This is a genomic window from Pannonibacter anstelovis (genome assembly GCF_036881715.1).
In the GTDB taxonomy this organism is placed as follows: Bacteria; Pseudomonadota; Alphaproteobacteria; order Rhizobiales; family Stappiaceae; genus Pannonibacter; species Pannonibacter anstelovis.
The window spans coordinates 163145-175683 of the sequence record NZ_JBAKBF010000008.1; the positions used below are offsets into that span (position 1 = coordinate 163145).

Annotated in this window: 15 protein-coding genes and 1 tRNA gene; 9 read left to right on the forward strand and 7 right to left on the reverse strand. The window is 60.8% G+C overall.

From position 1 onward, the window contains the following. Nucleotides 1-263: 263 nt before the first annotated feature. The 4 genes from V6L75_RS13920 (at nt 264) to V6L75_RS13935 (ending at nt 2841) form a co-directional block, all read left to right on the forward strand. Nucleotides 264-785: a prolyl-tRNA synthetase associated domain-containing protein gene (locus V6L75_RS13920; protein ID WP_334252094.1), complete on the forward strand. Its 522-nt coding sequence runs from the start codon at nt 264-266 to the stop codon at nt 783-785. 98 nt (nt 786-883) lie between these two features. Continuing rightward, nucleotides 884-1876: a thioredoxin gene (trxA, locus tag V6L75_RS13925; RefSeq protein WP_334252095.1), complete on the forward strand. Its 993-nt coding sequence runs from the start codon at nt 884-886 to the stop codon at nt 1874-1876. Between the two features lie 59 nt (nt 1877-1935). Next, a complete protein-coding gene (locus tag V6L75_RS13930) occupies nt 1936-2613 on the forward strand; it encodes an LON peptidase substrate-binding domain-containing protein (protein WP_334252162.1) in 678 nt (225 codons plus the stop codon). 24 nt (nt 2614-2637) lie between these two features. Then, nucleotides 2638-2841 (forward strand): Trm112 family protein, encoded by a 204-nt coding sequence (locus V6L75_RS13935; RefSeq protein WP_019965359.1) that lies wholly within the window; start codon nt 2638-2640, stop codon nt 2839-2841. A 21-nt stretch (nt 2842-2862) separates the two neighbouring features. On the opposite strand, the gene V6L75_RS13940 is transcribed toward V6L75_RS13935, so the two are convergent. Then, a complete protein-coding gene (locus tag V6L75_RS13940; RefSeq protein WP_334252096.1) occupies nt 2863-3186 on the reverse strand; it encodes a DUF167 family protein in 324 nt (107 codons plus the stop codon). Continuing rightward, entirely contained in the window at nt 3186-3476 is a 291-nt protein-coding gene (locus V6L75_RS13945) for a YggT family protein (protein ID WP_050473899.1), read from the reverse strand. The genes V6L75_RS13940 and V6L75_RS13945 overlap by 1 nt, the downstream gene beginning before the upstream one ends. 242 nt (nt 3477-3718) lie before the next feature. Between V6L75_RS13945 and V6L75_RS13950 the strand changes: the two genes are divergently transcribed. After that, a tRNA-Ala gene (locus V6L75_RS13950) sits at nt 3719-3794 on the forward strand. 229 nt (nt 3795-4023) lie between these two features. Here the strand turns inward: V6L75_RS13950 and V6L75_RS13955 are convergent. After that, nucleotides 4024-4572: a recombinase family protein gene (locus V6L75_RS13955; RefSeq protein WP_334252097.1), complete on the reverse strand. Its 549-nt coding sequence runs from the start codon at nt 4570-4572 to the stop codon at nt 4024-4026. Between the two features lie 930 nt (nt 4573-5502). On the opposite strand from V6L75_RS13955, the gene V6L75_RS13960 reads away from it, so the two are divergent. Further along, a complete protein-coding gene (locus V6L75_RS13960) occupies nt 5503-5991 on the forward strand; it encodes a hypothetical protein (RefSeq protein ID WP_334252098.1) in 489 nt (162 codons plus the stop codon). 679 nt (nt 5992-6670) lie between these two features. On the opposite strand, the gene V6L75_RS13965 is transcribed toward V6L75_RS13960, so the two are convergent. The 4 genes from V6L75_RS13965 to V6L75_RS13980 all read right to left on the reverse strand — a co-directional run bounded on the left by V6L75_RS13965 (nt 6671) and on the right by V6L75_RS13980 (nt 9617). Then, complete coding sequence (locus V6L75_RS13965; RefSeq protein ID WP_334252099.1) at nt 6671-6889, reverse strand: hypothetical protein; 219 nt, start codon at nt 6887-6889, stop codon at nt 6671-6673. 251 nt (nt 6890-7140) lie between these two features. Continuing rightward, nucleotides 7141-7584 (reverse strand): BRO-N domain-containing protein, encoded by a 444-nt coding sequence (locus tag V6L75_RS13970; protein ID WP_334252100.1) that lies wholly within the window; start codon nt 7582-7584, stop codon nt 7141-7143. A 178-nt stretch (nt 7585-7762) separates the two neighbouring features. Next, entirely contained in the window at nt 7763-8071 is a 309-nt protein-coding gene (locus tag V6L75_RS13975; RefSeq protein ID WP_425498771.1) for a Rha family transcriptional regulator, read from the reverse strand. Between the two features lie 166 nt (nt 8072-8237). Beyond that, complete coding sequence (locus V6L75_RS13980; protein ID WP_334252101.1) at nt 8238-9617, reverse strand: tyrosine-type recombinase/integrase; 1380 nt, start codon at nt 9615-9617, stop codon at nt 8238-8240. A gap of 233 nt (nt 9618-9850) precedes the next feature. Here V6L75_RS13980 and V6L75_RS13985 point away from each other — a divergent pair, with 233 nt between their 5' ends. The 3 genes from V6L75_RS13985 (at nt 9851) to V6L75_RS13995 (ending at nt 12537) form a co-directional block, all read left to right on the forward strand. Further along, a complete protein-coding gene (locus V6L75_RS13985) occupies nt 9851-10255 on the forward strand; it encodes a YchJ family protein (RefSeq protein ID WP_334252102.1) in 405 nt (134 codons plus the stop codon). Nucleotides 10256-10346: 91 nt separating this feature from the next. After that, nucleotides 10347-10808 carry a TspO/MBR family protein gene (locus V6L75_RS13990; protein ID WP_334252103.1) on the forward strand — a complete coding sequence of 154 codons (462 nt, stop codon included), beginning with the start codon at nt 10347-10349 and terminating at the stop codon, nt 10806-10808. A gap of 100 nt (nt 10809-10908) precedes the next feature. Beyond that, complete coding sequence (locus V6L75_RS13995) at nt 10909-12537, forward strand: AMP-binding protein (protein ID WP_334252104.1); 1629 nt, start codon at nt 10909-10911, stop codon at nt 12535-12537. Nucleotides 12538-12539 lie beyond the last annotated feature (2 nt).

A 12539-nucleotide genomic window follows, 5' to 3' on the forward strand; every position in this document is an offset into this window, starting at 1 on the left:
CGCTTAAGCGCCGCAGAAAGCCGTCTTTCGAAGGCCCGCCGCTGAGGTGGGCTGTATATGAACCAAGCCGCCTGCGAATGCAACAGGCTTTTTTGACCCGGCTACGGCTTTTTCCCCCGTGTGGAAGGACTGTGGACAGAAGGCCGCGGTGTGTCGTTTGACAGCCCCCTGGAAACCTTGCCGCCCAAGACCCTGATCAGCTAGAAGCATGGAAAGAGAGAGATTTTGCGCGCCCTTGCGGCGGGCAGGAAGCGGGAGACGGCATGATGGCAACACGCAGCGAGCTGCTGGCATTTCTGGACAGCCTTGGCCTTGAGACAAAGACCACGGATCACCGCCCGGTGTTTACAGTGGCCGAGTCCGAGGACGTGCATGCCATGATCCCGGGCGCCCACACACGCAACCTCTTCCTGAAGGACAAGAAGGGCCGCATCTTTCTGGTGGTGGTGCTGCATGATGCCACGGTGGATCTGAAGCAGATCCATACGCTGATCGGCGGACAGGGCCGTGTTTCCTTTGGCAATGCTGACCAGCTGATGGAGTGCCTTGGCGTGGTCCCGGGCTCGGTCACGCCTTTCGGCCTCTACAATGACCGTGAAGCGCAGCGCGTGACGCCAATCTTCGACGCGGCGATGATGCAGCATGAGGTGCTGAACTTCCACCCGCTGTCGAACGACGCCACCACGACCATTTCGCGCGACGGCCTCCTCTCCTTTGCCCGCGCCTGCGGGCATGAGCCGCAAGTGCTCGCGGTCACAGAAGAGGCGAAGGCGCAGGGTTTGTAATTCGCCCCCAGCCGCGCCATGTTAAGGACAAAGCGAACACCTGACGGCTCACGCATCAAGCGGTTGGGCCGTCCTTGTGACGACAAGGGAAAACGACGATGAGCGGTGGAAACTTCAGCATGGGCGGTCAGGCCGGCGGCTCCTTCGGCGGCGGCTACGGCGGTTCCGGCTATGGCAGCCAGCAGCCCCAAAGCCAGGCACAGGCTCAGCCCGCAGGCGCTGGCAATCTGATCTTCGACGTCACCACCCCCACCTTTGCAAAGGCTGTGCTGGAAGCCTCGCGCAGCCAGACGGTGCTGGTGGACTTCTGGGCCCCCTGGTGCGGCCCCTGCCGCCAGCTGACCCCGGCGCTGGAAGCTGCCGTCAAGGCTGCCAAAGGTGCCGTGCTGCTGGCCAAGATGAACATTGACGACCACCCGGAAGTCGCAGGCCAGCTCGGCATCCAGTCGATTCCGGCTGTCGTCGCCTTCAAGAACGGCCAGCCGGTCGATGCCTTCATGGGTGCCCAGACAGAGAGCCAGATCAAGGCTTTCATCGAGCGCGTGGCGGGCCCCGCTCCGGCGTCCCCGGTAGACGCCTATCTGGCAGAAGGCGAGACGCTGCTGGAGGCCAAGGACTACGGCCAGGCCGCCCAGATGTTCGGCGGCGTGCTGCAGATGGACGGCGCCAACACCCGCGCCCTCGCCGGTCTTGCCCGCTGCTATCTGGGTGCCGGGGATCTGGCCCGCGCCCGGCAGGCGCTGGAGATGATCCCGGAAGAGGCCCGCAAGGATGGCGCAGTCATCGCCGCATTTGCCGCGCTGGATCTGGCCGAACAGGCCGGGCAGCTGGGCGACCTCGGTGAGCTTCAGGCGAAGGTGGAAGCCAATCCGGACGACCATCAGGCCCGCTTCGATCTGGCACTGGCACTGAACGGGCGCGGCGACCATCAGGGTGCCGTCGATCACCTGATCGGCATCATCCGCCGTGACCGCAGCTGGAACGAGGATGGCGCCCGCAAGCAGCTTCTGCAGTTCTTCGAGGCCTGGGGCCCGAAGGAGCCGGCCACCAATTATGGCCGCCGCAAGCTGTCGTCAGTGCTGTTCTCCTGACCTATATGTCCCGTGACGGGCGTTTTCCGCCAAGGGACAACAAGATGCGAGGTGACACGATGAAGGCAGGAAACGCGAGCTACACGAGTATCAAGGACCTGCCCGCGACGCTGCCCGTCTTCCCGCTGTCCGGCGCCCTGCTGCTGCCGCGCACGCAGCTGCCGCTGAACATCTTTGAGCCGCGCTATCTGGCCATGGTGGATGCGGCCCTTGCAGGCCAGCGGCTCATCGGCATGGTGCAGCCATCCATCACTGACGTACAGGACGGGGCGAAGCCGGCCTTGTCCAGCGTTGGCTGCGCCGGGCGGATCACCTCTTTTCAGGAAAGCGGCGACGGCCGTTACCTGATCTCGCTGCAGGGCATCGCCCGCTTCCGCATCGCCGAAGAACTGCCGGCCATGACGCCCTTCCGGCAGGTGGCTTGTGACTTCCTGCCCTATCTGCCCGATCTTGAGTCAGGCCGGGGCGAAAGTGACGTGGACCGGGAGGGGCTGTTGCGCGCCTTCCGCGCCTATCTCGACGCCCACGATATGGAGGCGGACTGGGACAGTGTGGAGCGCGCAGAGACGGAAGTGCTCGTCAATGCCCTGTGCATGATGAGCCCCTACGGCCCGGCCGAAAAGCAGGCCATGCTGGAAGCCGCCGACCTCAAGACCCGCGCCGAAACGCTGGTCGCCATCACCGAGATTGACCTGGCGCGCAGCGCAGGCCATGAGGGTGGCCCGACCCTTCAATAAGCCTCGAAAGACCGGAACGCCCAGATGACGGAAACCGCCGCTTCCCACAGTGCCAGACAGATCGACCGCAAGATGCTGGAGCTTCTGGTCTGCCCGCTGACCAAGACCACGCTGGAATATGATGCCAATGCGCAGGAACTGATCTCCCGCGCCGCCAAGCTGGCCTATCCGATCAAGGACGGCATTCCGATCATGCTGCCGGACGAAGCGCGCAAGATCGAAGACTGATCACGGCCCGGCGAAAAGAGCTTAACCGCCACACACCGCCTCAAGCGCGGCCATCAGCGTGTCCGGCTCCCCGGCCACATGCAGCGTCTTGATTCGGGCGGTGGAGCCCGCCGCGAGGGATACGGCAGATTTGGGCAGGCCAAGGATCTTGGCCATCAGCACCTCAAGCGCGGCATTGGCCGCCCCCTTTTCCGGCACGGCCCGCACACGCGCCGCCAGCACCTGGCGGCCATCAGACAGGGCGGACAGGCCGTCTACCCGGTCATGACCGGAGCGCGGCGTCAGGCGCACATCGACGCTGACTCCGTCCTTGACCGCACGCCAGGGCCTTTCCGGCCCCGTCATCAGAAGACGACGGGGTAGATGTAACGGATGATGACGTTCTGCAGCAGGAAGATCAGCAGCAGCAGCACGATGGCCGAAAGGTCCAGCCCGCCAACCGAAGGCACCACGCGGCGGATCGGGCGCAGCAGAGGCTCGGTGAGCGCATAAAGCGTCTGGCCGATGGTCGCCACGAACTGGTTGCTCATGTTCACCACATTGAAGGCATAGAGCCAGGAGAAGATCGCGCTGGCGATGATGACATAGGTATAGAGCTGCAGGATCAGCAGGACCACGTCCAGAAGTGCGCGCATGAATGAGTTCCGCTTTGTAATGACGTTCCGTTCTGCATGATGTAGCGGCGCACCGTTGCCGCCGCAAGGCATCATCTTGAACAGGATTAAGTGACGGGCACTTGCAGTCGCCTTGACCGGCGCGCGGCGCCTCCGGTACGGGCGGGGACACGCGCCGTCCAGCACAAGCAGGACACGGCAGGGCGTAGAACCACGTGCTTGACAGATCTTCGGAGCCCCTCCTAAATTCCGCCACCTGCTCAGGGGCCGTAGCTCAGATGGGAGAGCGCTGCAATCGCACTGCAGAGGTCAGGGGTTCGATTCCCCTCGGCTCCACCAGCAGGTTTTTTATTTTGATTTTCTCTTCATTTTCAATATCTTAGCAGATGGGTTAGATTAGGTGCGTACCCAGATTCGTACCCATTCTGCGTACCCAGAAAAGCGGCCTAGCGGGGGCATCTGAAGGCCTATCGGATGGGCCTCTGACAGGCCCCGGCGAAAAGGCATTATCACCCCCTGAGAAAGGACCACGCAGCCATTCCAGCCGCTGGCGCTCAGCCTCTGGCTTTCACGCGCCTGCGCCCAGCGCCCGGTAGACACTGGCCCGGCCAATGCCCAGACGGGCGGCAATCTCAGTAGCGCCCAGTCCTTCAGCGGCCAGTGCTTTGACAGCTTGTGCATCTACGGACGGCTTGCGCCCCTTGTAGACGCCTGCGGCCTTGGCCTTGGCAATGCCTTCCATCTGCCGTTCCCGGCGAAGGCTTGTCTCGAACTCAGCGAACACACCCAGCATGTCAAAGAAGGCCTTGCCTGCTGCGGTGCTGGTGTCGATGGGCTGTTCAGTTGCCTTCAGCGCAACACCACGGGCCTTCAGCTGCTTGGCAATGTCCTGCAGGTCTGCGATGGACCGGGCCAAGCGGTCAACACGGGTGACCATGAGCGTGTCGCCCGGCCTCAGGAAGGCAAGCAACGTGTCCAGTTCCTGCCGCCCTTCGCGGGAAGTACCGGACGCCTTCTCTTCCCGCACAATCTCACAGCCTGCCGCCCTCAGGGCCTCAACCTGAATGGTCAAGTCCTGATCCTGTGTGCTCACACGGGCATATCCATAAACGGCCATCCTGATCACCTCTGTCTCAATAGGGTCTAGACCATGAATGGATACCGTCTCATAATTTCCAAGTCAACCCTATTGAGGCAGCCCTAACGTCTCACAGTTCTGCCTCTCAGGGGTATACCCAACTGAGACAAGCGAGACACCTAGCACGGACTGAACGCCAGTGGCTGAAGACAGGCGGTCTAGCGGCCAAGCTGATAGGCTGATGCGTAGCCAGCAGGTCTGCTGTGTATGAGACGGCCCCAAGTCTGGGGCGGTGCAGCAGGCATGCCGTCTGAACGCCCGTGGCGGGTGAAGACCACGGTCCATGGTCACCCCACCCCACCGGGGGGAAGCTGCGATCCGTTATATTGATCTTGGGCTCTCAGAGTTTTGCTGAAAACATTTCGGGTACCCTTGAGCGCCTCTCCCGGCCCTCGCTAAGATTCCTCTGCAATATCAACTGCGAGGAAGCTCATGGAGAAGCGTAAGAAGGAACGCGGGGACGGTATGTTCGGGTGGCCCATAAGCGGGTTTACACTGCTGATGACAGTCCTCTCCCTCCCCATCACCGTCTTCCTTGGCTTTGAGGACGCTTTTATGTATGCGGTTCTGACGGGCGCTGTGATCGAGTACGGGCACTACAAGTGGAAGGAACGGAAGGACCGTAACGGTGGGCCTACTAGGGACTCCTAAAGGATCTCTCAGGCGGTCCTGGGAAGGTGGATGAGAGAGGGAGGATGATGATCCAGTTCCTCCCTCATCCATCATAAAATCATCGGGAGAGGTGGTCTATGTTGCATCTGCCCACGAGATAAATCTACTGAAACGGATGAAATAGAGAGACTGCCTGTTAGCAAAAATCATTTTCATTTGCCTCAAAACAGGTTCCATACTATGTTAAATTACATTGCTAGAAGCGTTGGGGGCTGAGGCGCCTGCCTTGTAGGTGACATGTTTGAGATTGCAGCTGGCATTGTAATCGGTTTTTTCGCGATCCTTTTGATTGCCCGGTTCTGGCTGGTACTTCTTGGGCTGTGCTTCCTCGTCGCACTTGGCCTGCTTGGTTTGATCGCCTGGGAAACTAACACTCTGCCGACGGTCGCCACTGTCTTGGTTTTCGTGGTGGCCTTCCAACTGCTGACGTGGCTTCGGTCCGAGTCCGGCGAGTTCAGCGATTGGCTGAGAGCGACTAAGCCAAGGCTTTGGACCGTGGGCGCTAGCATGTGGCTGCTCTTCGTCCTTACCGTCTTTTCGTTGGTTTGCCTGTTGGGCTTGGGCATCGCTGTAGTGACGGTCTTTTTTCTACTCACTGACCCGAAGGTTGAGATCTTGCCCGCTATCCTAGTCATCGGCGCAGGGCTCGGCCTCGCCTTTTTCGTGGGTCGGTTCCTGTACCTGCTAGGCAGGCGGTATGCAGAGGACTGGAAGAGCATTCGGTGATCTGGTCCCCATCGACAAAGACGCGGTAGGTCTTTGCCCGGACGCCTCGCTGGGCGCTGGGCTGATCGGCGGGCATCAGCGGTTCAACCGTGATGGTGAAGACGGGTGGTGTCATGTTTTTCATCTATCTCTCGATGAGCAACGAAGGACGGGGATGACCATGACCACCACATTCTCAGATGTTGAGTTGCCGCAGGGCATGCCGGTTCAGTCATGATCATCTTGGGATGATGACAATGGAGGGGGGCGGAGGATGGGGGATGATGATGAAGATCACTCTGCTCAGGGAACAGCCTGAGGGCTGTCTATTTAGGCTCCCTATATGTGATCCTCATGAGAACCTTCAGGTCACCTATTGGCGGACTTGATCAAGGTTCATCTCCATCATCATCAGCATAAAAACATCGGGAGAGGCGGTCTGTTTTCATCAATCCCCCTCTCCTCCTCTTTATTCCGGCCCCTCTCCTCTTCTACCCTAGGGGGCGGGTAATTAAGGGTTGTGGTCTTTCACGCAGGACAATCAGGCCAGAGTGATCCTCGACATGCCGCAGTTAAGCGGCTTGGTCTTCCGTGCCAACAGCACCCCGCCAAGACTCAGAAACAGGGGCTGGAGTCGCGTTCTGCTGTCGCTGGTATGGATGCACCAGCCAGACCAGAAAGGCTCTCCAGCCCCCGTTTCTTACGCTCCTTGGCGCTCTGCCGGGCGCTGGGCTGAACGCTGGCCGCTTCGCTGGACCTTCTTCTCGAACACCCACCGCCTTGCCGTTCCATCGTCATGCTCGAACCAGTGCTTGCGGCTGCACGTGAACACGAAGCTTCCCGTCTCCAAGCTGAAGGTGAAGACGGACAGGATGCAGAGCTTCAGGAAGTGGCGGCGTGTTTCGATAGTGATTTCCATGGCTGTCGTTCCGTGTTGCCGGTTGTCATCACGTTCCTGCCCTTGGCAAGACTGCCCGTAGCAAAACCGCCAACAGCAAGAACAGTGAGGAACGGATACACGAACGGAATCGGTGAATTCAAGTTTCAATCAGAGAAAAATAATGTCATTACATCCACACATGGAATAGAACCACAAGTGAATATATTCCACATACTCGAACACCGCAGGAAGAGCCGGGAAAGGAAATAATAAAAACATAAATGTGTACGTTATAAACCTGTGGATTTTCTCCATCTCGCCAGCCGCTGGCGCTCAGCCACTGGGCATTCGGTCTTCAGCTTCTCCTCACCGGCCACGTACATGCCATCCTTGCGGATCGCGGGCAGCACTTCGCGGGTGACCCAGTCTTGGAACTTGCGGGCCTCCGGTTTGTCGGAGCGCACGATGAGCTTGTAGAGGCCGGACTCCGAGATGAGGGAAGCCCGAGCAGCGGTACCTTCAAACAAGACCCACTCACCAGAAGAGTGGCTCTTCTCCAAGACCTTTTTTTCGTCCGTAGAAACAAGTCGCAGTGCGTTCTGATAACCGCCATTCGGGTGGGGGCGATAGCCCAGGAGTTCGCAGACATCCTTGGTAACGAACCACGGCTGGCCGTCGATCTCGACTACGCGAACGGTGTTGGAGAGGTAGTTAAAGGTGGTGAGGTTGGTCATGTGATGCTGTATGGGGCTGGTCCCCGCATACCCGCCACCCGCTGGCGGTTGGTGAGTTGAACTCCCCAAGGCCGCTCTCGGAGATGATTGATACGGACATCTGCCCTTTCTGTGTCTGATACAGAGAGCGTTCATCCGGGGGTATCCACGTTTACCCACAAACAGATCGGGGGTATTCTTACTCCAGCAATCGGACTGCGGGAGATCCTTCCTTCGCCTCGCGGCCCTGAGCCTCTGCCTCCAGCTCCATCCAGCGGTCGATGATGCGGGCGCGGATGCGCGTCGAATACCCGGAGATGAGAATGAGGGTTTCGCGCTTGGGGAGCTTGAAGCACGGATATGTCTGGCCATTCTGCTTGTTGCGGTAGGTGTCTCCAAATTTGGAGAGACCCCCTGCACCATGAAGTTCAGTCAGCATGGCCACAATGTCTCGCCTCACGTGGCCGTGCTGCTTCCCGGTGAGCTTGGCAATCTCCCGGCTGGACATGGTGAGGGCTTCAGTTGCTGCTGCGGCTGCGGTGAGCCCCGCCAAGACTCAGAAACAGGGGCTGGAGTCGCGTTCTGCTGCCGCTGGCGTGTCTATACCAGCCAGACCAGAACGGCTCTCCAGAGCCCGTTTCTCACGCTCCTTGGCGCTAGTCGCCTGCCGCCAGTTAATCGCCATCCTGTTCCGGCAACTCTGGCAGGCGGACAGCTTCCACGCAGCGTCTCGCCTGTTCCACCATTGGCCCAGCTGAGTACCGGCCCAAGGTCATGCCGCTTCGCTTGTGGCCGATCACGGCTGCAATGATGTGTTCCGGCTGGTCCGCTCTTTCGGCCTTGGTGACGAACCAGCGGCGGAACGAATGGAAGTTGGTCCGGGCTCTCCGGTTCCCCGGAACTTTGTCATCCACCCCCACAGCCCGCCGGTAATCGGTGAACTGGTTCGACGCTTTGAAGGACCGCTCCCGCTGTGAGTCCGCCTTTTTGACCGGACGCCATTCGGGGAACAGGTCATCGTCCGGGCTCTTGCCCTTGGACCGGCGTTCGATGATAGGCACAAGGCTGGAATGGATTGGCGTTATCCGCTCTGCCTTCTCCCTCTTCTGCGGCTGGAAAATGAAGACGCCTTCCTGACAGTCACGAACCTTCAGGCGCACAATCACGTCAATCCGTGCCCCGGTGAGGGCTCCAATGCGCATGAGGTCGTGCATGTGCTGGGTGGTCTTGCCGGTCAGCAGTTTGACAATCTCTTCATCCGTGAATGGCCTTTCCCGTTCCTCCGGCTTCTTGTCCGGCTCGGGAAGCGTGAGGCCTTGCCAGACGTTGTTCTCCACCTCGTCCCGCTTTTCCAGCCACTGCCAGTAACAAGACAGCCTGCGTAGGTACTTGTTCAGGGTCACGGGCGTAAGCCCTTCCCGCATGCTGGGTAGCGCGTCCATGAACCGGACAGCGGCCTTCCGATTGATTGCCTGAAGGGACGGGTCCACGCCTTCACTCTGGCACCACGCTTTCAGGTACTTCATGGCCCTTTCATCATCTGCCCGTGTCCGTGGCTTCACAGTCAGACTGGCGAGATACGCAGGGTGGTGAAGGTCAACAGGCGTGACCATGCCCAGCGCGACCCGGACAAACTCACCCGCCACCCGTTCCCGGCTGGGGTCGTAAACAGGCACGGGCTCGCCGGTTTCTTCATCAATCCGTTCGCCAATCTCCGGCCCCCGCAGGTCATCCCCGGTCATGTACAAGCCGTCGATGATAGCTTCCCGCTCTTCATCTGAACGGGCCGCTTTCAGCATCGCTGCCATTTCCAGACCCTGCCGGATATGCCGCGCCTTCAGCCCCTCACCACGGGCCTTCTCTATCTCTGCCTTCAGCTCTGCGATGACCGGCCACTTCAGCCGGTTGGCCACGGCCAGACTGTCCGTGTTCAGCGACCGCTTCAGCCGTGTTGGCAGGCGGTCGTGAAGGTCACGGGGGACCGATATCGTCACCCGCCACTGGCCGCCGTGAAGCTCTAGGAAGCGTGTGTCACCATCGGAAGACCGGCCCATTTGATACCTCTGCGTACCCATTTGCGTACCCAAGGTGCGTACCCACAACCCCCTGATTTAGCAAGAGAATATTGATTTCACTGGCCTATTTTCCCTCAAAAGAAAGTCTCCCCTCGGCTCCACCAGCCCTCTCGTGAAGGGCACGCTTTCTGCTTCAGAGCGACCGCAGGTGACGCCCTCCCCCATCCGCGCTAGATATCGGGCTCCGATCCTTTCCATTGCAGGCTCCCCTCATGACTGATGCATCCCCCTGCCCCTGCGGTTCCGGCCAGGCCCTTGCCCTTTGCTGCGGGCCGGTGCTGGCGCGAAAGGTTGTGGCGGGGACGGCGGAGGAGCTGATGCGCTCGCGCTATAGCGCCTATGTGATGCAGGACATTGCCTATCTGAAGGAAACGTTCTGGCCGAAATATCAGCCGGGTTTTGACGAGGCGGCAACTGCCCGCTGGGCGGCGGAGAGCCGGTGGACGGGGCTCAAGGTGCTGAAGACCACCGGTGGCGGACCGGATGACCGGGATGGAACGGTGCTGTTCGAGGCGCGTTATCTTTCGGCTGCGCAGCTGCACACCCACCGGGAACTCAGCCGTTTCCGCAAGAAATCCGGCCGGTGGTACTATGTGGAGGCCATGGAAGAGACATGAGCGCGGCAGCTCCCCGCGCCGGTGCTGACTGATCTGAGGGAACAGACGAAACGGGACGCGAACCCCATTTCCAAACCTCTGGAGACACGTAATGACACGCAAGCCATCGCTCCCCCTTCTCGCCGTTTTTCTTGTCATCAGCGTAGGCGGCGGGCTGCTGATCGGCGCAACGAACCTGCCCGGCGAATGGTATGCCGGGCTCGCCAAACCCTCCTTCACCCCGCCCAACTGGCTGTTCGGGCCTGCGTGGACCGTGCTCTACATCCTCATCGGCATTGCCGGCTGGCGCAGCTTTGGAACCGGCACAGGCTCCAGCCTGTTCCGGCTGTGGGTCCTTCAAATGGTGCTGAACTTCGCCTGGAGCCCAACTGTCTTCACCTTGCACCGGCTGGATGCAGGGCTCGGGATCATTCTGGCACTGCTGGCAACAATTCTCGGCTTTATTGCCGCAGGCTGGCAGCGCGACAGGCTGACCGCCCTGCTCTTCGTGCCCTATGCCGCTTGGGTCAGCTTTGCCACGGCGCTCAATCTTGCGCTGGTGCAGCTGAACTGACCCTACCTTTGGCCGGATGGACTGTCAGCTTTGCCAAGGTTATTGCACCGCAGCACGGAGGGGGATAGGCTCCGCCTCCGGTTTGTGACGGGACAAGGCCATGCTTCAGCGGGCAGCAGATTTCGGCAGCTTGCGGCGCCAGTTCACCTGGCAGCTGCCTGAGCGCTACAACATCGCATCTTCCACCTGCGAGGCTTGGGCTGCCGCTGAACCAGACCGGCTGGCCATCCGCGAGATTAACGAAGACGGCAAGGCCACGGACTGGAGCTATTCGGCGCTTGAGCGCGCCTCTGCCCAGCTTGCCAACGCGCTGTCTGCAAAAGGCATATCGAAGGGTGACCGGGTGGCGCTGCTGCTGCCGCAATGTGCCTGGACCGCTATTGCCCATCTCGCCGTCTACCGCATGGGGGCGATTGTCGTTCCGCTGGCGGCGCTCTTCGGGCCAGAAGCCTTGCGCTACCGGCTGGGAGATTCCGGCGCGCGGGCGCTGATCACCAATGATCAGGGCCTTGGCAAGGTGCTGCCGCTCAAGGCAGATCTGCCGGGGCTGGAGCTGCTGATCACCACCGGCATGCCGGAAAGCGGCAGCGAGAGCCTTTCTGCATTGTGTGCAAAGGCGCGGGACAGCTTCGCAACCGTAGACTCAAGCCTCCATGATCCGGCGCTGATGATCTACACCTCCGGCACCACCGGCCAGCCCAAGGGCGTGCTGCATGGCCACCGGGTGCTCTTAGGCCATCTGCCGGGCATCGAGCTGTCGCAGGAGTTTCTCGGTCAACCGGGCGATCTGTTGTGGACGCCGGCCGACTGGGCCTGGGCGGGCGGGCTGCTGAATGCACTTTTTCCCGCGCTGCATCTGGGCGTTCCGGTGATTGCCAATGCCGCCCGCAAGTTTGACCCGGAAGCCGCCTTTGCGCTGATGGAGCGGGAGGGCGTGCGCAATGCCTTCATCCCGCCCACGGCGCTGAAGATGCTGCGGGCGGTGGACAGCCCCGGCAAGCGCTTCCGCCTTGCCCTGCGCAGCATCGGGTCTGCGGGCGAGTCGCTGGGCCGCGAGGCCTATGACTGGGCGAAGGCTGAGCTGGACCTGCCCGTGAATGAATTCTACGGCCAGACCGAATGCAACGCGGTGCTCGGCTCCTGTGCGGGGCTCGGCATCAGCCGGGCGGGCGCAATCGGCGTTGCCATTCCCGGCCATGAGGTGGCGGTGATCGATGAGGCGGGCAATCCCCTGCCGCCCGGCACGCTGGGACAGATCGCCATCCGCAGGCCCGATCCGGTGATGTTCCTGAGCTACTGGAACAAGCCGGAGGCAACGGCGGAAAAGTTCATCGGCGACTGGATGACGACAGGCGATCAGGGCGAGATGGATGCCGATGGCTATGTCCACTTCACCGGGCGCGATGACGACCTCATCACCTCCGCCAGCTACCGGATCGGCCCCGGCGAGATCGAAGACTGTCTTTTGACCCATCCCGCCGTGGCGCTGGCTGCCGTCATCGGCAAACCGGACCCGCTGCGCACGGAAATCGTCAAGGCCTATGTGGTGCTGGCAGATGGCCACAAGCCATCGCCGGAGCTGGAAGAGGCCATCCGCATCCACGTGCGCGACCGCCTCTCGGCGCATGAATATCCGCGCGAGATCGCCTTCATCAAGGAATTGCCGATGACCACCACCGGCAAGATCATCCGCCGCACCCTGCGGGACATGGCAAGAAAAGAGGGCTGACC

Coding starts and splice junctions, on each gene's coding strand:
- V6L75_RS13940 (WP_334252096.1), bottom strand. CDS start 3,186: ATGACGGGGCCGGAAAGGCCCTGGCGTGCGGTCAAGGACGGAGTCAGC.
- trxA (WP_334252095.1), top strand. CDS start 884: ATGAGCGGTGGAAACTTCAGCATGGGCGGTCAGGCCGGCGGCTCCTTC.
- V6L75_RS13990 (WP_334252103.1), top strand. CDS start 10,347: ATGACACGCAAGCCATCGCTCCCCCTTCTCGCCGTTTTTCTTGTCATC.
- V6L75_RS13980 (WP_334252101.1), bottom strand. CDS start 9,617: ATGGGCCGGTCTTCCGATGGTGACACACGCTTCCTAGAGCTTCACGGC.
- V6L75_RS13955 (WP_334252097.1), bottom strand. CDS start 4,572: ATGGCCGTTTATGGATATGCCCGTGTGAGCACACAGGATCAGGACTTG.
- V6L75_RS13985 (WP_334252102.1), top strand. CDS start 9,851: ATGACTGATGCATCCCCCTGCCCCTGCGGTTCCGGCCAGGCCCTTGCC.
- V6L75_RS13965 (WP_334252099.1), bottom strand. CDS start 6,889: ATGGAAATCACTATCGAAACACGCCGCCACTTCCTGAAGCTCTGCATC.
- V6L75_RS13930 (WP_334252162.1), top strand. CDS start 1,936: ATGAAGGCAGGAAACGCGAGCTACACGAGTATCAAGGACCTGCCCGCG.
- V6L75_RS13975 (WP_425498771.1), bottom strand. CDS start 8,071: ATGTCCAGCCGGGAGATTGCCAAGCTCACCGGGAAGCAGCACGGCCAC.
- V6L75_RS13995 (WP_334252104.1), top strand. CDS start 10,909: ATGCTTCAGCGGGCAGCAGATTTCGGCAGCTTGCGGCGCCAGTTCACC.
- V6L75_RS13935 (WP_019965359.1), top strand. CDS start 2,638: ATGACGGAAACCGCCGCTTCCCACAGTGCCAGACAGATCGACCGCAAG.
- V6L75_RS13920 (WP_334252094.1), top strand. CDS start 264: ATGATGGCAACACGCAGCGAGCTGCTGGCATTTCTGGACAGCCTTGGC.
- V6L75_RS13945 (WP_050473899.1), bottom strand. CDS start 3,476: ATGCGCGCACTTCTGGACGTGGTCCTGCTGATCCTGCAGCTCTATACC.
- V6L75_RS13960 (WP_334252098.1), top strand. CDS start 5,503: ATGTTTGAGATTGCAGCTGGCATTGTAATCGGTTTTTTCGCGATCCTT.
- V6L75_RS13970 (WP_334252100.1), bottom strand. CDS start 7,584: ATGACCAACCTCACCACCTTTAACTACCTCTCCAACACCGTTCGCGTA.